Genomic DNA, 15836 nt, shown 5'->3' with positions numbered 1-15836 from the left:
CTAGTTAAACTAGCTCTTCTTTACTTTACGTATAATTGTTGATTTGGATAAATTCGCTCTTGCTGCAATCCATTTTTTGCTTTTATTTCCTTAAGTGTCATACTAAATTTCCGTGCAATATTAACTAAAGTATCCCCTTTTTGTACGACATATAATGAGGAAGAAACAACTTCATTTCTTTGTTCATTTAAAACAAGTAATGGATTCATCGCATTCTTTTTCGCCATCGTCCATCTTCCTTGATGAAGTTCTAAATGTAAATGTGCACCTCGTGATTCTCCTGTGTTTCCTACTTCTCCAATTATTTCTCCTTTTGAAATATAATCCCCTTGAACTACGTGTCTCTTATTTAAATGTGCATACACAGCCTCATATTCTCCATGTTTAATAAATACAACGTTCCCATAACTATTTGAATAATATGACTTTGTCACCTTACCATCTTGAATAGCTGCCACAGGTGCTCCGATCGGTGCAGCTATATCAATACCGTAGTGTTTTCCATGCCTTGTCCCAAAATAATCACTTATCTGTCCTTCCACAGGCCATGTCCATCGATTTTCTTTTGCGTAAACATGTAATTGAGATAAAAACAGTACAGTCAATAACATGACGCTACATTTTAACACTTTCATATACATCCTCCGTTTTCTAATTACCACCATACCTTCTCTATTTTGGTATATTACAGAAAAAAGTATACAAAAAAAGAAAGTGAATTACTCCACTTCCTTCTCTTTCTTATCACGAAAAACTAATGCGCTACGGTTATACTCCACATCTTTTACTTGTAATCGAGTATTTATTACTCTAGCTACTGCAAACAAATAATCAGATAATCTATTTACATACTTTAGAACAACTTCATTTGTTTCCACTTCTTTTTTCAACGATACGATAGAGCGCTCTGCTCTTCTTACAACAGTACGTGCAATATGAATGGTAGCCGATGCCTCGCTACCACCTGGTAAAATAAAGCGTTCTAATGGTGGCGCTTCTTCTATATACAAATCAATCCTTCTTTCTAAGCTTTCGACCATTTCGATCGTTACTTTATAAGGGATTTTCTCCTCCACTATCGCCAAATCTCCCCCGCAATCAAATAGTTCATGTTGAATATTTTCAAGTTCATTGTAAATATCTCCAAATGCCCCGCCTTGTAGCTTAGTCATCGCATATCCAATATGAGAATTCGCCTCATCTATCGTGCCATATGCTTCTACACGAATATTATCTTTATCCACCCTGCCACCTATTACACTTGTTTTCCCTTTATCTCCTGTTTTCGTATATAATTTCATTTCTTCACAGCACCTCTCTCGTTATTCTTAATTCGACTAAGATAGAAAAAAGTTCTACTATAATTTATTTAATTGATTTTACAAAAAAATAAAAAACAGTAGAACTTTATTTATTATTAACTTTAAAAACATATATCTAAATTATACGATTCGGCAAATATACAGAGAATGTAGTTCCTTCTCCAACAACACTTGAGACAGAAATTTTCCCATCATGGCCTTGAACAATATTTTTAGCAATCGCAAGCCCGAGTCCTGTTCCACCCTTTTTCCCGCGTGTTCTTGCTTTATCAGCTTTGTAAAAACGATCAAACAAGAATGGAATATCTTCTTCTGGAATACCAGCACCTGAATCTTGCACTTCGAAAGTAAGACCATTATTTTCCGTATGAATTACAAGTGCAACATGTCCACCTGCATTCGTATGACGAATTGCATTATCAATTAAATTCGTCAACACCTGTTCCATACGGTCTGCATCAAACGGATATTGTTCAATTGGACTTTGGAAATCTACTGTTAGTTCAACTTCTTTATCCTTTGCAATCCCTTGGAATTTACGGCCAATCTTTTCGACAAATGGATGAATATCTACTTCACCAATATGTAACTCTACGTGGCCACTTTCCATACGAGCTAAATCTAATAATTCATTTACAAGTTTACCTAAACGAACGGATTCATCATAAATGATTTGAACAAACTCATTAATTTCCTCTTTCGTTTGCACAATATCATCTAAAATCGCTTCACTATACCCTTGAAGCATGACCATTGGTGTACGAAGTTCATGTGATACATTGGCAATAAAGTCTTGACGCATCTTCTCAAGACGGCGTTCTTCCGTCATATCACGCAACACTGCTACAGCCCCACGAATTTTCGTTTGATTGTAAAGCGGCGTCATAAGAACTACGTAGTTACCTTTTTGCAAATTAATTTCAACAACTTGTTGTTGCTCACTTTCTACAACGCGATGGAATAGTTCCACAAGTTCAGAAGGTAGTTTTTTACTTAGCTCTATCTCTTTTTCTTCTTGCCAAACTTGTAAGAAATTTTCAGCCGGTGGATTAATAACTACGACTTCACCTTCTTGATTTAACGTAATAACTCCATCTGCCATACTACTCAAAATACTAGCTAACTGTTCTTTTTCTTGCTGCAAAGCATTCATATTAAACTTCAACTGTTTACCCATTTGATTTAAGGCCGTTGCAAGCTCACCAATTTCATCCTGAGATACCATAGGGGCCTTTGCATCAAACTTCCCACGTGCCACCTCAAAAGCAACCTCACGCATTTTACGAAGCGGTGCGGTAATTCGAGTAGATAAGAAGAACGCAAAGAAGGTTGTTAATATAATCGCAATCCCAGCCGATAAGAAAATAAAATCAGTCGTTCTCTCCATACCTTGTATTGGTACTTGTAAAGATTCATATACGAACACTGCACTTTGATTTTTTGATTGCACCGGTTTTCCGACAATCATAATATCATTTTCAGTATTTTTATTCTTCCTACTATTAGAAGCTTTTCTTATGTTGTTTTTAATTTCTTTTTTATCTTTAAAAACAGCAGCTAATTCTTTATCTTCTTTTAAATCATCTATTGTTAGCGTAACTAATCCTTCTTGTTTCGGAGAAGATGAAATCTCCTTACCATCTTCTACAATAATGATTCTTGAAAGTGGGTCAGAGAATTTATACGCGATATTCTCAATCGTTTTTACATCGGCACCTTCTTCAATTAACTCTGAAACACTTGTTGCAACTTTCTGAAGCCTAGCTTCACTCATATCAACATAATACGTTCTAAAAAACTGTGAAAGTAAAATCGCAACAAATCCAAGAACAAACGAAACGAGAAGTAATATGGTCATCCATAACTTCCCTACTACACTTCTCCAAAGCATCAGTCGTTCACAACCTCAAACTTGTAACCTACGCCCCAAACGGTAACAATCATCTTCGCAGCATCTGGTGATTTTTTACTTAATTTCTCACGTAAACGCTTTACATGCGTATCCACTGTACGTAAATCTCCGAAGAATTCATATTGCCATACTTCTTTCAACAATTGCTCTCGATCGAATACCTTATCAGGAGCTTTCGCTAAGAATAATAGTAATTCATATTCTTTCGGCGTTAAGTTCACTTCATTACCATCTGCAGTAACACGATGTGCATCGTTATCAATTGTTAAGTGCGGGAACACAGTAACATCTTTCGTCGTTGTATCTTGTGTAAAGAATGTTGTTGGTACAGCACGACGTAACACCGCTTTCACACGAAGCACTACTTCACGTGGGCTAAATGGTTTTACAATATAATCATCCGTTCCAACTTCAAATCCTTGTACCCGATTTACTTCTTCACCTTTTGCCGTCAACATAATAATTGGTGTCGCTTTTTTCTCACGAACCCCTTTGCACACTTCGATACCATCTTTACCAGGCATCATAAGATCCAATAAGATTAAATCATAATCATTTTGCAACGCCATTTCTAAAGCTGTATCACCATTATCTGCTTCCTCAATAGTGTATTGCTCTCTTTCTAAGTACATTTTCAATAAACGACGAATGCGATCCTCATCGTCTACAATTAAAATTCTAAATTCATTTTCCATTTCTACCCGCTGCATATTTTCACATCAGCGGTTCACACCTACCCTTCTACACTATTATGTTGCGCTATTCTCGGTTATTTAAGCACTCCTCTAAATGTTTCACTTCCCACTATTATGCTTCACAAGAATAATAAAGTTTGTTCAATTTTTTTCCAAAACTATGTATTTTATTTGAACAGTATATTATGTCCTCGACATCATTTTACAAAATCAACCGCTACTTTGTCATGTTTTTCTCAAAAAAGAAGAAAATTTGACAAAAATAAAATAGGAAAGTGACATACACTCTCCTATTTTATTTCTCTATGCATATGAATGTAAACCCGCAATGATTAAGTTCACTACAATAAAGTTAAACATAATGATCGCAAAACCAATTACTGCAAGCCACGCTGATTTTTCCCCATGCCATCCTTTAGATAATCGTAAATGTAATACTGCCGCATAAAAGAGCCACGTTATAAGTGCCCAAACCTCTTTCGGATCCCACCCCCAAAAACGCGTCCATGCTATTTGAGCCCAAATCATCGCAAAAATTAGCGCACCTAATGTGAAAACTGGGAATCCAATTGCAATAGATCGATATCCAATTTCATCTAATAAATCACTATTCGTATTCTTTACTAGTGGCTGAAGTGCCGCTGATACTCGTTTACGTAAAACAAGTCTTAATACAACATAAAGTAGTGTTCCAACTATTACTGACCAAATAACAGTATTTAATTTTTTCGCATTTACAATCGCTGGAACTTCGACTGTCGGTTCTAATTTATTTTCTGTCAGTAACTTCCCTTCATGTGGTCCAACTAAAGCTGGGAGATTATACTTCATCTCGACTTGTTGTTCATTTTTATCAATCCATTGAAACTTAGCTTCATATTTCATACTGGAGAATACTGTCGTTACCGCAATAAATCCAACTGTACAAACAAGTGTGAACACTACCGTTTCTAACCAAAATGTACGTTTACTTCTCGTTGATTGATCTACATTTTTCAATAAATACATAACGCCCGTAATAAAACTAATTGCTAAAATTGCTTGTCCTGCTGCTGCAGTCGTCACGTGAATGTGTAACCAGTTACTTTTTAAAGATGGGATAAGCGGGGATATTTCCCTCGGGAACATACTTGCATAGGCAATTAATAAAAGAGCAACTGGTAATGCAAATAGTCCAATTATACTTACGCGGTACATAAAATACATTACAATAAATGCTCCGACAAGCATCATACCGAAAAACGTACCGAATTCGAAAAAGTTACTAACTGGCGCATGACCTGATGCAATCCACCTTGTAACAAAATATACTGTTTGTGCTATAAATCCTAAAATTGTAATCGTTATTCCTACATTTGCCCATTTATGACCCTTTTCTTTAATTGCTCCCCCAAAAAATAGAGTTGCTATTAAATATAAAATAAATGCGGTAAAGAGAAAGTTACTACTTATTTGCACCATATCGTTTCCCCACCTTAACTAATTTTTTTATCAATTACTTTATCATTTGGCTGTGGAATTACTGTACCTTCTAGTATTCTTTCAATATCTTTCTTTAAACCGAACCAATTTTTATTCGTATGTCCTGCAATCCACCATTCATCATTAACACGTTGTATCCAAATACGGCGATGATTCCAATACATACCTTGAATGACACCAACCATAAATATAAATCCTCCAATACCAAGAATCCAAAGCGTTAAATCTTTCCTAACCGTTAGAGCTGTCGCATTTTGCATTTCAACACCTGCAAATGACATTTTATATTTGTTGTTTCCATCTGCTTCTATATTTTGCTGAATACCAACGAAACTCACTTCACCATCTGGCGTCTCAGGCGTAAACATTTTAAATACGAATGCAGGGTTGTTTGGTAATTTTGTTTTTGTATTCGGTTTTCCATTCTCATCAAAATAAAAATCTGGAAAATAGCTTAATAGTTCTAAAGAATAACCATTTCCTAAATCGTATTTTTCTGTTGGATTCGCTAAATCTACTTTAATTGGTCCCCACTTTTGATTATTTTCTTTGTTTTGCAAGTGGAAGGACATACTTTTAAATTCACTTTCTTTATAATCCACTTGATACACTGCAAATTGATCAAATTTCAATGGCTCATTCACGCGAATTTCCGCTTCTTTTACTTTTTCTAATTTCGGTTTTTGCCCTGCTATATTTTCGCCTACCGCTTTATATAATACTGCATTCGTTTGGAAGTTTTTCGCAATCATTTTATCCCCAACACGGTCTATCGCTTCATCAAAAACTTCCTTATCCTTACTTTTATCATAAACTTCTTTTATAAACTTCTCATTTTTTAAATAGTATTGACCATCCGTCCCTGGTACTTCTTTCGTTTCACCATCACGTAACCAAAGAGCTTCGTCTACGTACATACTCGGTAAAAAACGAAGCATCGCACCGAATAAAAAGATAATAAGGCCGATATGATTTACATATGGACCCCAACGTGAGAAACGTCCCTTTTCCGCTAAAACGTTTCCGTCTTCCACTTTCACGTTATAGTTTCTTTTCTTTAAATTCTTTTGCACTCTTTCCAAGTCACCATCTTGCGGAGTACCAGTCCCGTATAATCTTTGTCTCTTTAAAAAGCTAGGATGTCTTTTTACCCCTTGTTTTTTTAAAGCTTTATAAAGGGGAATAACACGGTCTAAACTACATATCACAAGTGAAGTACCGATAGAAGCAATTAAAATCATGTACCACCATGAACCGTATAAATTATTAAATCCTAATTGATAGTATAATTGCCCTAAAAATCCGTATTCCTGTTTATAATATTCAGCTGGTGCAATTCCTGGCGTTATGTACATTTCTTGCGGAAAAATTGTTCCTATCGCTGATGCAGCTAAAGTTATTACGATTAGCCATACACCTACTTTTACAGAAGAGAAAAAGCTCCAAATTTTATCGACTATCGTTTTTGTTTGCGTGAGAGATCTCCGCGCACTCCCCTCATAGCGCATATCCAATAGTTTTACATTTTCATTGCTTTCAAATGGTTTCCCACAAGCTTCACAAAAAATGGTTCCTATCGGATTAACATGTCCACACTCACATTTAATTTCTTTCAACACTCTCACCGCCCCTGTATCTATATGTACTATTGTATATTCTAGCCTCAAGTTACCGCAATACTCAGAATTTTTAAATCAGAGGCGCTATAGACATGCACCTCTTATGTAAAGGCTTTCTTTATTACGGAGTAATTTTCTTTAAATAGCCTTCTAACTGTTCTTTCGTTTGTTCACCTATAATTTGCTCCACTACTTTTCCATCTTTATCAATCAAAAAGCTTGTCGGTAATGGACCTACTCCATATGTGCCTATGATTTTTGTTCCTTTATCAATGGCAACTGGGAATTTCAAATCATATTGTTTCACAAAGTTCTTAACAGCAATATCTGTTTCATCTGCATCTAACGCAATAATTTCAACGCCTTTTTCTTTATACTTTGGATATAATTCATTCATATAAGGCATTTCTTTTTCACAAGGTTTACACCAAGTTCCCCAAAAGTTTAAAAATACACCTTTACCCTTTAAGTCCTTTAATTCAATTTTCTTTCCTTCCAAATCCGTCACAACAAAATTAGGTGCTTCTTTCCCAATTTGCATTTTCTCTTTATCAGTGAAAAACCCTTGATAAAGGGTAAATCCTACAGCACCGCTTAAAATGAGCAGAATGATAACACGAAATAATAAGCGATTTTTCTTCATCTTGTCTCCCCTCTCCTCGGTAAATGGTATGTATTCTTTTCTGTAAATGTTATATTGAATAAATCACCAGCAGAGCACTCCACTGGTGAAATTTTAACTCTATAGCTTATCTTGGCTTTGTAGAAGCAAGCGCGCGTAATTGTTTTACCTCATGTGGTGTCAATTCTCTTGCATCACCAGGTCGCAAACTACCCACTTCTAAAAAGGCATAACGTTCACGTTTTAATTTCACTACTTTACAGTCTAACGCTTCAAACATACGACGTACTTGACGGTTACGGCCTTCGTGAATTGTTAATTGTACAATCGCCATCTCTTTACGCTTGTCCCAAGAAATAATTTTCACATTTGCTGGTGCTGTCTTCCCGTCTTCTAATGTAACACCTCGTTCTAACATGCGAATTTTCTCACCTGTTAATGGCCCTTTTATTTTTGCAACATATGTTTTTTCAACTTTATATCTCGGGTGCATTAATACATTAGCGAAGTCCCCATCGTTTGTCATTAATAATACGCCAGACGTATCATAATCTAAGCGTCCGATTGGGAATAAACGTTGTGTAATTTCAGGGAAAAAGTCTGTTACAACATTTCTTCCTTTATCATCTGATACACTTGAAATTACGCCAGTTGGTTTATATAGTAAAAAATAAACAGGTTCTTCTTTTTCAAGAGGGATGTTATTTACTTCTACTTTATCTTGAGGAGTTACTTTTGTTCCTAACTCCTTCACTATTTTTCCATTAACTTTCACTTTTCCTTGCTGAATTAATTCCTCAGCCTTTCTTCTCGATGCAATACCTGCTTGTGCAATCACTTTTTGTAATCGTTCCATTTCTTTTTTTCACCTCGAATTTATCTTACCTTACATTAGAAAGACTTGGCAACCGCATACGTTTTACGACTGTTCGCCTCGTCTCACTTAAACAACATAGCGATGATATTAAACATATAAAGGGCAAATCATGTTTTTATCCTTTATTATTGTCCATATTTTTCATATTTCTCACAATAAAAGTTCATCATTTTGTCAAAAATACTGCATAAAAAAACCACTATTAAGCTACACCTTAATAGTGGTCGTATACGTATTATAAGCGAAATAGCCTAAAAAATGAATAGTATTACTGAAACAATAAAGAAACAAACACAATTGAGCAAATAATCCCGATTAAATCTGCAAAAAGGCCTACTTTTAATGCATCCCCCATTTTTCTAATCCCAACAGCTCCGAAGTATACTGTTAAAATATAAAAAGTCGTATCTGTACTCCCTTGCATCGTAGAAGCTAATCTCCCAATAAACGAATCTGGTCCATATGTTGCAATTAAATCAGTCGTAATACTTAAACCAGCAGAACCCGAAATTGGACGTATAAGCGCAAGTGGAACGATTTCTGCTGGGACATGAATTAAATCTAACATCGGCTTCATTACAGATATCATCGCATCTAAAGCACCTGATGCCCGAAAAATAGAAATGGATACAAGCATTCCAACCATAAACGGTAAAATGGAAACTGCAATTTGAATCCCTTCTTTTCCTCCCTCAACGAACGATTCATACGTTGGGACTTTCTTTATCGTGCCATATAAAAGGATAAAACCAATTACACAAGGGATTACCCATAATGAAATTGTATTTACAATACTCATTTTTTCCGCCCCTTTCTACTCCTTCTTCGGTAAAAATAGCGGTCAATCCAAATTGCCCCAATCATAGAGAGCACTTGTGCAATGAATGTTACCCCAACAATTTCAGTAGGATTTGCTGATTCATAAGTCATTCGAATCGAAATGACGGTAGTAGGAATTAAAGTAATAGCTGATGTATTTAATGCTAGAAACGTCACCATAGAGCGACTGGCCGAATCCTTCCCTCCATTTAATTCTTTCAGTTGTTCCATCGCTTTAATACCAAGAGGGGTTGCTGCATTACCTAGTCCAAAAAAGTTCGCCATCATATTCGATAGAATAAATCCCATTGACGGATGATCCTTCGGTATTTCTGGAAACAACCTTTTTACTATCGGCATAAAAAGTGTAACTAACTTTTTTAACAACCCTGCTTCCTCTGCAATTTTCATTAAGCCAAGCCAAAATACTAAAACGCTAATAAGTCCTATGCAAATCGTTACTGCATCTTTTGACCCGTCAAATACAGCTTTCGTTACTTCTTCCATCGTTCCGTTTATCATGGCATACACAATCCCTATGACCGCCATCGCTGCCCAGACGAGATTAACCATCGTTCCCAACACCTATCATGTAAGAAAAAATTTCCTTCACATTGTTCCAGTACATACCCGTTGCAGCTACTAACTTCCGTTTACTATAAAATAAATTCCGTTCTCCGACTTTTTCATTACCAACATAAATGTCTGTCTTCCCAACCTTTACTCCATCCGTAAGTTTTGCACTTTTATCGAGTTCAACTTTTAATACTACGTTCTTTTTTTCTTCTTCAGTTAACGGTACCGAAAAACTATTTTTCGTATAAACATGATTGGCATATTTCTTTTCATTTATTTCAGCAAGCGCTCCTTGTCCTAAAACTTTTGTTTGCTTAAAACGTTCAAACCCTTTGTCAAATAGATTCATATGATCATCCCAATCACTAGAAGCACTCAAAGTCACGACAATTAAATCTAGTCCATCTTTTGATGCCGTTGTAACAAGCGTTCGTCCTGCTTTTTTCGTAAAACCTGTTTTCCCACCTGTTGCAAATTCATAATAGGATGTCACAAGCTTATGTTTATTTTTCCACGGATAATCCCATGAATTTGATTTATACGTTTTTGTGCCAAAAATTTTCTTAAAGGTCTCGTTCCCCATTGCATATTTCGTTAACAGTGCCATATCATAAGCCGAAGAATAATGAGAGCCATCTCCATCCAAACCATGAGGATTTGAGAAGTGAGTATCTTTCATTCCAATTTGTTTCGCCTTTTCATTCATTAAATATACGAACCCCTCTATACTCCCTCCTACATTTTCAGCAATTACTTGCGCTGCGTCATTACCTGATCTAAGCATAAGTCCGTATACTAAATCCTCTAGCTTCACTTTTTGTCCAGGTTTTAAATAAATCGCCGATCCTTCCACCCTGACTGCTTCATTACTAACTGATACCATTTCTTTCATTTTTCCTGATTCAGCAGCTAACAAGGCTGTCATAATTTTTGTTATACTAGCAATTTTTTGTGGCTCATGTTCTGCTTTTCCGTATAATACACGACCAGAACTTTGCTCCATTAATACAGCATTTCGAGCGCTAACATTACTGTTCATCTTTGCATATGTAGGAATCGGCATAACGCTTGCGTACATAATAAGAAGCGTAATGATTACACAAATTCGTCTCATATTTCCCCCCACGTCCTTTTGGCACTTTTTGTACAAGTGTATGCTTGGCCTTTTAAAATATGAACGAAATCTTCCTTCTGCTCCCATTAAAAAAGACGCAAGGAATTTGCGTCTAATATGGTGTCCATTCAATTTGTTTCGCAGTTTCAAATCTTTTTTCTACATCAGGCCAATTCACAACATTCCACCAGTTTTTAATATATTCATCTTTTCGATTTTGGTATTGTAAATAATACGCATGTTCCCATACATCTAGTACAAGGAGCGGTATCGTATCCCATTGTGTAAACAATTGATGAAGTGTACTCTGCAAAATTTCTAACCTTCCAGATCGGGGGACCCAAACGAGAATCGCCCAGCCTGAACCTTCTACTTTAGAGGCTGCTTCCGTAAAATGTTTTTGAAAACGTAAAAAGCTCCCAAAATCTTGTTCAATTTGTTGTGAAAAAATCCCTCTTGGACTTCCACCACCATCTTTTTTCATGTTATTCCAAAATATCGTGTGTAAATAATGTCCTGATCCATGAAAAGCCGCTTCTCGTTCCCAATGCTTAATTAAATCAAATTGATTGGTTTTTCTCGCTTCCTCCATCATCTTCTCTGCTTTATTTAACCCTTCTACATAACTACGATGATGTTTATCATGGTGTAACATCATAATTTCTCTAGAAATATACGGCTCTAACGCGTTATATGGATAAGGTAATGGCGGGAGTGTATGCCCTCCAATTGGAACAGCTCGTTCACTATCCCCTCTTTCATATAGTTCATATTCCTCTTCTTGCATAAATACTTCCTGCAGATGATGTTGAATATGTTCTACATCATCGCTTATTTCATACATAAACTCCGCATCCGTTTCGTACTCATGCTCTTTCATACGCTCTAATAATGTCTGAATTTTATAAGCAAGCATATGGACATCATACACTTCCATTGCGCGGCTATCTAATACGTGAAGAACACTTTCACACCAACTTTCTACTTCATGAAAGTAATCTGTAAATACACCTTGCTGACTCATGTTACACCTCCTTATTGCTATCCACTTAAATATATTCAATGAAAATCCCTTATATAACTGTACAAAAGGAAAAGAAGCTAAGTCTCCTTAGCTTCTTTTCCTTAATTAGTATTTGTGTAACATCTTCGTTTGGTAATCTGTCTCATAATATTCTAGTTCTTCACGCATCAATTGAAATTTACCTTCTAAATTCTTCATCACTTGCTCTATAGATGAAGGTGGTGTTTGTTGAAAAACGATAGAATTTTTTCCTGTATATGCAGATCGACTATTTTCATACCAATGATCACTCTTCGGGGAAAAAAACTCTGCAATTACTTGATGATATATCTTATATAAAATTTTTTCAGCTGCTGTTTTTCGAAATGGCTGGCTATTCAGCAAAACAAAACATGCATCATGTCCTTCTTCGCAAAAAACGAGAAGACGTCTCATTGATGCTAATAACCCTTTATAATATTGCTCGTTCCCAGCTGGTGTCTCTTCTAATAAAAAAGGCAACGTATGATTATTTACATAATTGGTTATCAAAGTAATCGCATCTTCTAAAAATATAGAAACTTGTTCTGTTTGATTTTCAACCATCAAATTAGACATTTCTTCCCTCTCCCTTTCCATTTCACGCTATTTCTATTCTTTTATTTTTATGTAATTCAGCCAATATTTCTTGTACTTTCAACACTGTTCTCTCATCAAAATATTGTTGAAATTCTTCTATATTATTTAAATATAAACGTTTTTGCGCACGGAGCTCCTTATCTTTCACTAAACAACATATCGCTACAATATCCCGTAAATATATGTCTTGTTCTTCTACTTTACACACTGGATTTCCTTCAAAAGGAGTAATTTCTTGTATAACTTCTTCAAAATAGCGAACGTATAAAACTGAAAAAGTTTTCTCTTTATCATTTAATATATATGTCACTTCAGATCTGTTAAAAAAATCTTCTGATGTATTAGGTTTTGCTTTCTCTAACTCATGCCCCGCATAACCTATTATAATCATATACTTCCCCTCTCTTCCTTCTTTCACTCCATTTTAACTTAACTTTCTGATAAACGAAATATTCTTTTAAATATACCTATATAAAAAATAGCTTACCTATACAGGAATTTACCTTTTTATTTTTCTTGAAGTTTGTCATAATAATATTATTGTCTCAGTTTTCTTATACAAGGAGAGTTGTATTTATGTCGTTTTCATGGAAACGTTTCTTACAAATCGGGAAAATTATCTTCCCATTTGTTGTATTAACAGTTGTATTCTTTCAAGCAAAAAAAGAATTAGCGGGCATTTCTTTTTTAGAAGCGATTGATACAATTAAAAACATTCCAACTGGAGGAGTCTTTTTAGCAATTACACTTGGTGCATTCGCTGTATCAACGATGTTCTTTTATGATTATGTTATGCTTCGTTACTTAAAAGCTGATATACCTGTCCAAAAGATTTTCCGTATCTCATGGATTGCGAATACTTTAAATGGTTTTATTGGATTTGGTGGCCTCGTTGGAGCTGGTGTACGAACAATGCTTTATCGTCCATACATAAAAGAAAATGGAAAACTTATTAAAAGTATTGCCTGGATGACGACTGCCTTTATTAACGGATTAGCCATACTTTCATTCCTCGGTCTTATCGGAATATTAGACACAAGATTTATTTTGCATGAAAAACCGTGGTTATGGCCTGTCCTTATCTTCTTTGCCCTTTTCGTCCCTATATACATCGGCTTTTCTAAACTTAAAAATAGAAAAACAACGCAAACCGAAGGACAAGAAGAGGAAGAGAAAAATCCAACTGTTTTATACTCATTAGTTTCATTAGTCGAATGGGTATCTGCTGGTATCGTTATGTACGTCATTTTAATACTGTTTGGAATTGAAGTTGACTTTCAAAAGTTTTTAGGTGTATATGTAATTGCTGCCTTAGCTGGCGTCGTTAGTCTTGTCCCTGGTGGGCTTGGTTCATTTGACCTTGTCTTCTTAACTGGACTAGGACAATACGGCATTGATACAGGTGTTTTACTGCCTGCTATGTTACTATATCGCCTCGTCTATTACATTTTACCATTCTGCCTTGGTCTCATTTTTGCGGCTTTCGAAATGACAGGAGTGGCCATTAAAAAGTTTGAAGATAAACCTTTTATTGCGCCTGCATTAGAAACCACTGGCGTTATATGGACTTTGCAGCGTGACTTTCTAGGGAAATTAGGTTCATGGGCATCTGCTGCTTTAACAGTATTTGCTGGCTTAATGGTTATTTTATCGACTATTTTACCAACAAGTATAAACCGGGCACACGCCTTACATATTTTAGCTCCAAAGCATCTGATTCAGTTTTCTTTTAGCTTATCGCTAACATTCGGTATTCTCCTTCTAATCCTTTCAAGGGGAATATATTACGGAACAAAACGTTCTTATTATATGACAATTATTTCTTTAATTGGAGCCGCTATCTTTAATACGCTAAAAGGAATTGATATTGAAGAAACATTTATTTTGTTAATCGTACTCGCTGTATTATATATGCTTCGTAAAAGATTCGTACGCGAGAAAATGGAAGTCTCACTTTCTGATATCGTAAAAGTTTTTATATTCTTACTTGTAACGTTATATTTATATAAAAACTTAGGTATTTTATTTGCAGGTGCAAAAGAAGCTTTTAAACCTGATTTCGTCGTTCGTAATATTACCCAAGTGAAACGAAGTGCATTAGCAGCTGCCTTTTTCGTTCCTACTTTTTTACTAATTGGCTCACTCATTGCCAATCGTTATCGAAATGAATTTCCCGGGCAACCAGCAAATGATAAAAGATTACAAAACTTCTTAGATGAACACGGTGGAAATGTACTTAGTCATTTAGGTTATTTAGGAGATAAACAATTCTTCTTTAGCAGTGATGGGAAAGCGCTCCTTCTCTTCTCCATAACTGGAAAACGTCTTGTTGTATTAGGTGATCCAATTGGTGACCCTTCCTCCTATCGTAATGTGTTGCAAGAGTTTTTAGCTGAAGCTGATCGATTCGGATACATTTGTGTATTTTATCAAATCGAAAGTAAATGGATGAGTTTATATCATGATTTTGGTTATAACTTCTTTAAACTTGGTGAAGAAGCTGTCGTTGATTTAAATACATTTACAATAACAGGAAAGAAACGCGCTGGTATGCGAGCGACTTTCAATCGTTTTGAAAGAGAAGGCTATACATTCTCTATTCATCAGCCGCCATTCTCAGACGAATTATTCGAAGAGTTACGGAAAGTTTCTGATGCATGGCTCGGTGGAAAAAAAGAGAAAGGTTTTTCACTCGGATACTTCGATCGTGAATATATTAGCCGTGCTCCTATCGCTACATTATCTGATGCGGATGGAAAGATTATCGCATTCACAACCTTTATGCCCGTATATCAAAACGGATCATTGTCTGTTGATTTAATGCGCTATTATCCAGATGCACCTAGTGGAATTATGGACGCAATTTTCATCCACTTATTCCAATGGGCAAAAGAAAATGAATATCACTCCTTTAATATTGGTATGGCGCCACTTTCCAATGTTGGGTTATCAACACAATCATTTTGGTCTGAAAGAGTTGCTGCTGCAATCTTTAATAACGTTCGTTATACGTATAGTTTCAGCGGATTACGACATTTTAAAGAGAAATACAAACCAGCATGGAGCGGTAAATATTTAGCATTTAGGAAGAATCATTCTTTACCAATTACGATGCTCTCTGTAACAAAACTAATAGGAAAAAGAAAAAACAGCTAA

At 35.6% G+C, this 15836-nt stretch carries 15 protein-coding genes; 1 reads left to right on the top strand and 14 read right to left on the bottom strand.

Annotated features, from left to right (window positions below):
* Nucleotides 1-20 precede the first annotated feature (20 nt).
* The 14 genes from JDS92_RS07200 to JDS92_RS07135 form a co-directional block, all read right to left on the bottom strand.
* On the bottom strand, nucleotides 21-635 hold the full coding sequence (locus JDS92_RS07200; RefSeq protein WP_098710927.1) for a peptidoglycan DD-metalloendopeptidase family protein: 615 nt from the start codon (nucleotides 633-635) through the stop codon (nucleotides 21-23).
* 84 nt (nucleotides 636-719) lie between these two features.
* Entirely contained in the window at nucleotides 720-1301 is a 582-nt protein-coding gene (locus tag JDS92_RS07195) for a cob(I)yrinic acid a,c-diamide adenosyltransferase (RefSeq protein WP_000781256.1), read from the bottom strand.
* Nucleotides 1302-1437: 136 nt separating this feature from the next.
* Nucleotides 1438-3213, bottom strand: coding sequence for a sensor histidine kinase ResE (gene resE, locus JDS92_RS07190; RefSeq protein WP_000964658.1), 1776 nt, complete (start codon nucleotides 3211-3213; stop codon nucleotides 1438-1440).
* Nucleotides 3213-3929 (bottom strand): DNA-binding response regulator ResD, encoded by a 717-nt coding sequence (resD, locus tag JDS92_RS07185; RefSeq protein ID WP_000426665.1) that lies wholly within the window; start codon nucleotides 3927-3929, stop codon nucleotides 3213-3215. The genes resE and resD overlap by 1 nt, the downstream gene beginning before the upstream one ends.
* Before the next feature lie 303 nt (nucleotides 3930-4232).
* Complete coding sequence (gene resC / locus JDS92_RS07180; protein WP_000250078.1) at nucleotides 4233-5390, bottom strand: cytochrome c biogenesis protein ResC; 1158 nt, start codon at nucleotides 5388-5390, stop codon at nucleotides 4233-4235.
* 14 nt (nucleotides 5391-5404) lie between these two features.
* Nucleotides 5405-7030 carry a cytochrome c biogenesis protein ResB gene (gene resB / locus JDS92_RS07175; protein ID WP_098624008.1) on the bottom strand — a complete coding sequence of 542 codons (1626 nt, stop codon included), beginning with the start codon at nucleotides 7028-7030 and terminating at the stop codon, nucleotides 5405-5407.
* Between the two features lie 121 nt (nucleotides 7031-7151).
* Nucleotides 7152-7673 carry a thiol-disulfide oxidoreductase ResA gene (resA, locus tag JDS92_RS07170; RefSeq protein ID WP_000742208.1) on the bottom strand — a complete coding sequence of 174 codons (522 nt, stop codon included), beginning with the start codon at nucleotides 7671-7673 and terminating at the stop codon, nucleotides 7152-7154.
* Nucleotides 7674-7779: 106 nt separating this feature from the next.
* Nucleotides 7780-8508 (bottom strand): 23S rRNA pseudouridine(2605) synthase RluB, encoded by a 729-nt coding sequence (gene rluB, locus JDS92_RS07165; RefSeq protein WP_000440550.1) that lies wholly within the window; start codon nucleotides 8506-8508, stop codon nucleotides 7780-7782.
* Nucleotides 8509-8797: 289 nt separating this feature from the next.
* Nucleotides 8798-9328, bottom strand: coding sequence for a spore maturation protein SpmB (spmB, locus tag JDS92_RS07160; RefSeq protein ID WP_000029515.1), 531 nt, complete (start codon nucleotides 9326-9328; stop codon nucleotides 8798-8800).
* Nucleotides 9325-9921 carry a spore maturation protein SpmA gene (gene spmA / locus JDS92_RS07155; protein WP_000247802.1) on the bottom strand — a complete coding sequence of 199 codons (597 nt, stop codon included), beginning with the start codon at nucleotides 9919-9921 and terminating at the stop codon, nucleotides 9325-9327. Before spmA ends, spmB begins: the two co-directional genes overlap by 4 nt.
* The gene (dacB, locus tag JDS92_RS07150; RefSeq protein WP_001252633.1) at nucleotides 9914-11038 is read right to left on the bottom strand and encodes a D-alanyl-D-alanine carboxypeptidase DacB; all 1125 of its coding nucleotides are present in this window, start codon (nucleotides 11036-11038) and stop codon (nucleotides 9914-9916) included. The genes spmA and dacB overlap by 8 nt, the downstream gene beginning before the upstream one ends.
* A 112-nt stretch (nucleotides 11039-11150) precedes the next feature.
* Nucleotides 11151-12062 (bottom strand): superoxide dismutase, encoded by a 912-nt coding sequence (locus JDS92_RS07145; RefSeq protein ID WP_098138202.1) that lies wholly within the window; start codon nucleotides 12060-12062, stop codon nucleotides 11151-11153.
* Between the two features lie 105 nt (nucleotides 12063-12167).
* Nucleotides 12168-12659 carry a YpuI family protein gene (locus tag JDS92_RS07140; RefSeq protein WP_098138206.1) on the bottom strand — a complete coding sequence of 164 codons (492 nt, stop codon included), beginning with the start codon at nucleotides 12657-12659 and terminating at the stop codon, nucleotides 12168-12170.
* Nucleotides 12660-12681: 22 nt separating this feature from the next.
* On the bottom strand, nucleotides 12682-13071 hold the full coding sequence (locus JDS92_RS07135; RefSeq protein ID WP_000583780.1) for a hypothetical protein: 390 nt from the start codon (nucleotides 13069-13071) through the stop codon (nucleotides 12682-12684).
* Between the two features lie 185 nt (nucleotides 13072-13256).
* On the opposite strand from JDS92_RS07135, the gene mprF reads away from it, so the two are divergent.
* Complete coding sequence (gene mprF / locus JDS92_RS07130; RefSeq protein ID WP_000010881.1) at nucleotides 13257-15836, top strand: bifunctional lysylphosphatidylglycerol flippase/synthetase MprF; 2580 nt, start codon at nucleotides 13257-13259, stop codon at nucleotides 15834-15836.

The organism is Bacillus cereus group sp. N12 (genome assembly GCF_016483575.1).
In the GTDB taxonomy this organism is placed as follows: domain Bacteria; phylum Bacillota; class Bacilli; order Bacillales; family Bacillaceae_G; genus Bacillus_A; species Bacillus_A toyonensis.
Note: the sequence above shows the minus strand (reverse complement) of the source record. Positions and strands in the feature narration are given on the sequence as shown.

What these genes read in the sequence shown, in the direction of transcription:
- spmA (WP_000247802.1), bottom strand. Translation starts at nt 9,921, where the DNA reads ATGGTTAATCTCGTCTGGGCAGCGATGGCGGTCATAGGGATTGTGTAT.
- JDS92_RS07200 (WP_098710927.1), bottom strand. Translation starts at nt 635, where the DNA reads ATGAAAGTGTTAAAATGTAGCGTCATGTTATTGACTGTACTGTTTTTA.
- JDS92_RS07140 (WP_098138206.1), bottom strand. Translation starts at nt 12,659, where the DNA reads ATGTCTAATTTGATGGTTGAAAATCAAACAGAACAAGTTTCTATATTT.
- resA (WP_000742208.1), bottom strand. Translation starts at nt 7,673, where the DNA reads ATGAAGAAAAATCGCTTATTATTTCGTGTTATCATTCTGCTCATTTTA.
- JDS92_RS07135 (WP_000583780.1), bottom strand. Translation starts at nt 13,071, where the DNA reads ATGATTATAATAGGTTATGCGGGGCATGAGTTAGAGAAAGCAAAACCT.
- rluB (WP_000440550.1), bottom strand. Translation starts at nt 8,508, where the DNA reads ATGGAACGATTACAAAAAGTGATTGCACAAGCAGGTATTGCATCGAGA.
- resE (WP_000964658.1), bottom strand. Translation starts at nt 3,213, where the DNA reads ATGCTTTGGAGAAGTGTAGTAGGGAAGTTATGGATGACCATATTACTT.
- resC (WP_000250078.1), bottom strand. Translation starts at nt 5,390, where the DNA reads ATGGTGCAAATAAGTAGTAACTTTCTCTTTACCGCATTTATTTTATAT.
- spmB (WP_000029515.1), bottom strand. Translation starts at nt 9,328, where the DNA reads ATGAGTATTGTAAATACAATTTCATTATGGGTAATCCCTTGTGTAATT.
- dacB (WP_001252633.1), bottom strand. Translation starts at nt 11,038, where the DNA reads ATGAGACGAATTTGTGTAATCATTACGCTTCTTATTATGTACGCAAGC.
- resD (WP_000426665.1), bottom strand. Translation starts at nt 3,929, where the DNA reads ATGGAAAATGAATTTAGAATTTTAATTGTAGACGATGAGGATCGCATT.
- JDS92_RS07145 (WP_098138202.1), bottom strand. Translation starts at nt 12,062, where the DNA reads ATGAGTCAGCAAGGTGTATTTACAGATTACTTTCATGAAGTAGAAAGT.
- JDS92_RS07195 (WP_000781256.1), bottom strand. Translation starts at nt 1,301, where the DNA reads ATGAAATTATATACGAAAACAGGAGATAAAGGGAAAACAAGTGTAATA.
- mprF (WP_000010881.1), top strand. Translation starts at nt 13,257, where the DNA reads ATGTCGTTTTCATGGAAACGTTTCTTACAAATCGGGAAAATTATCTTC.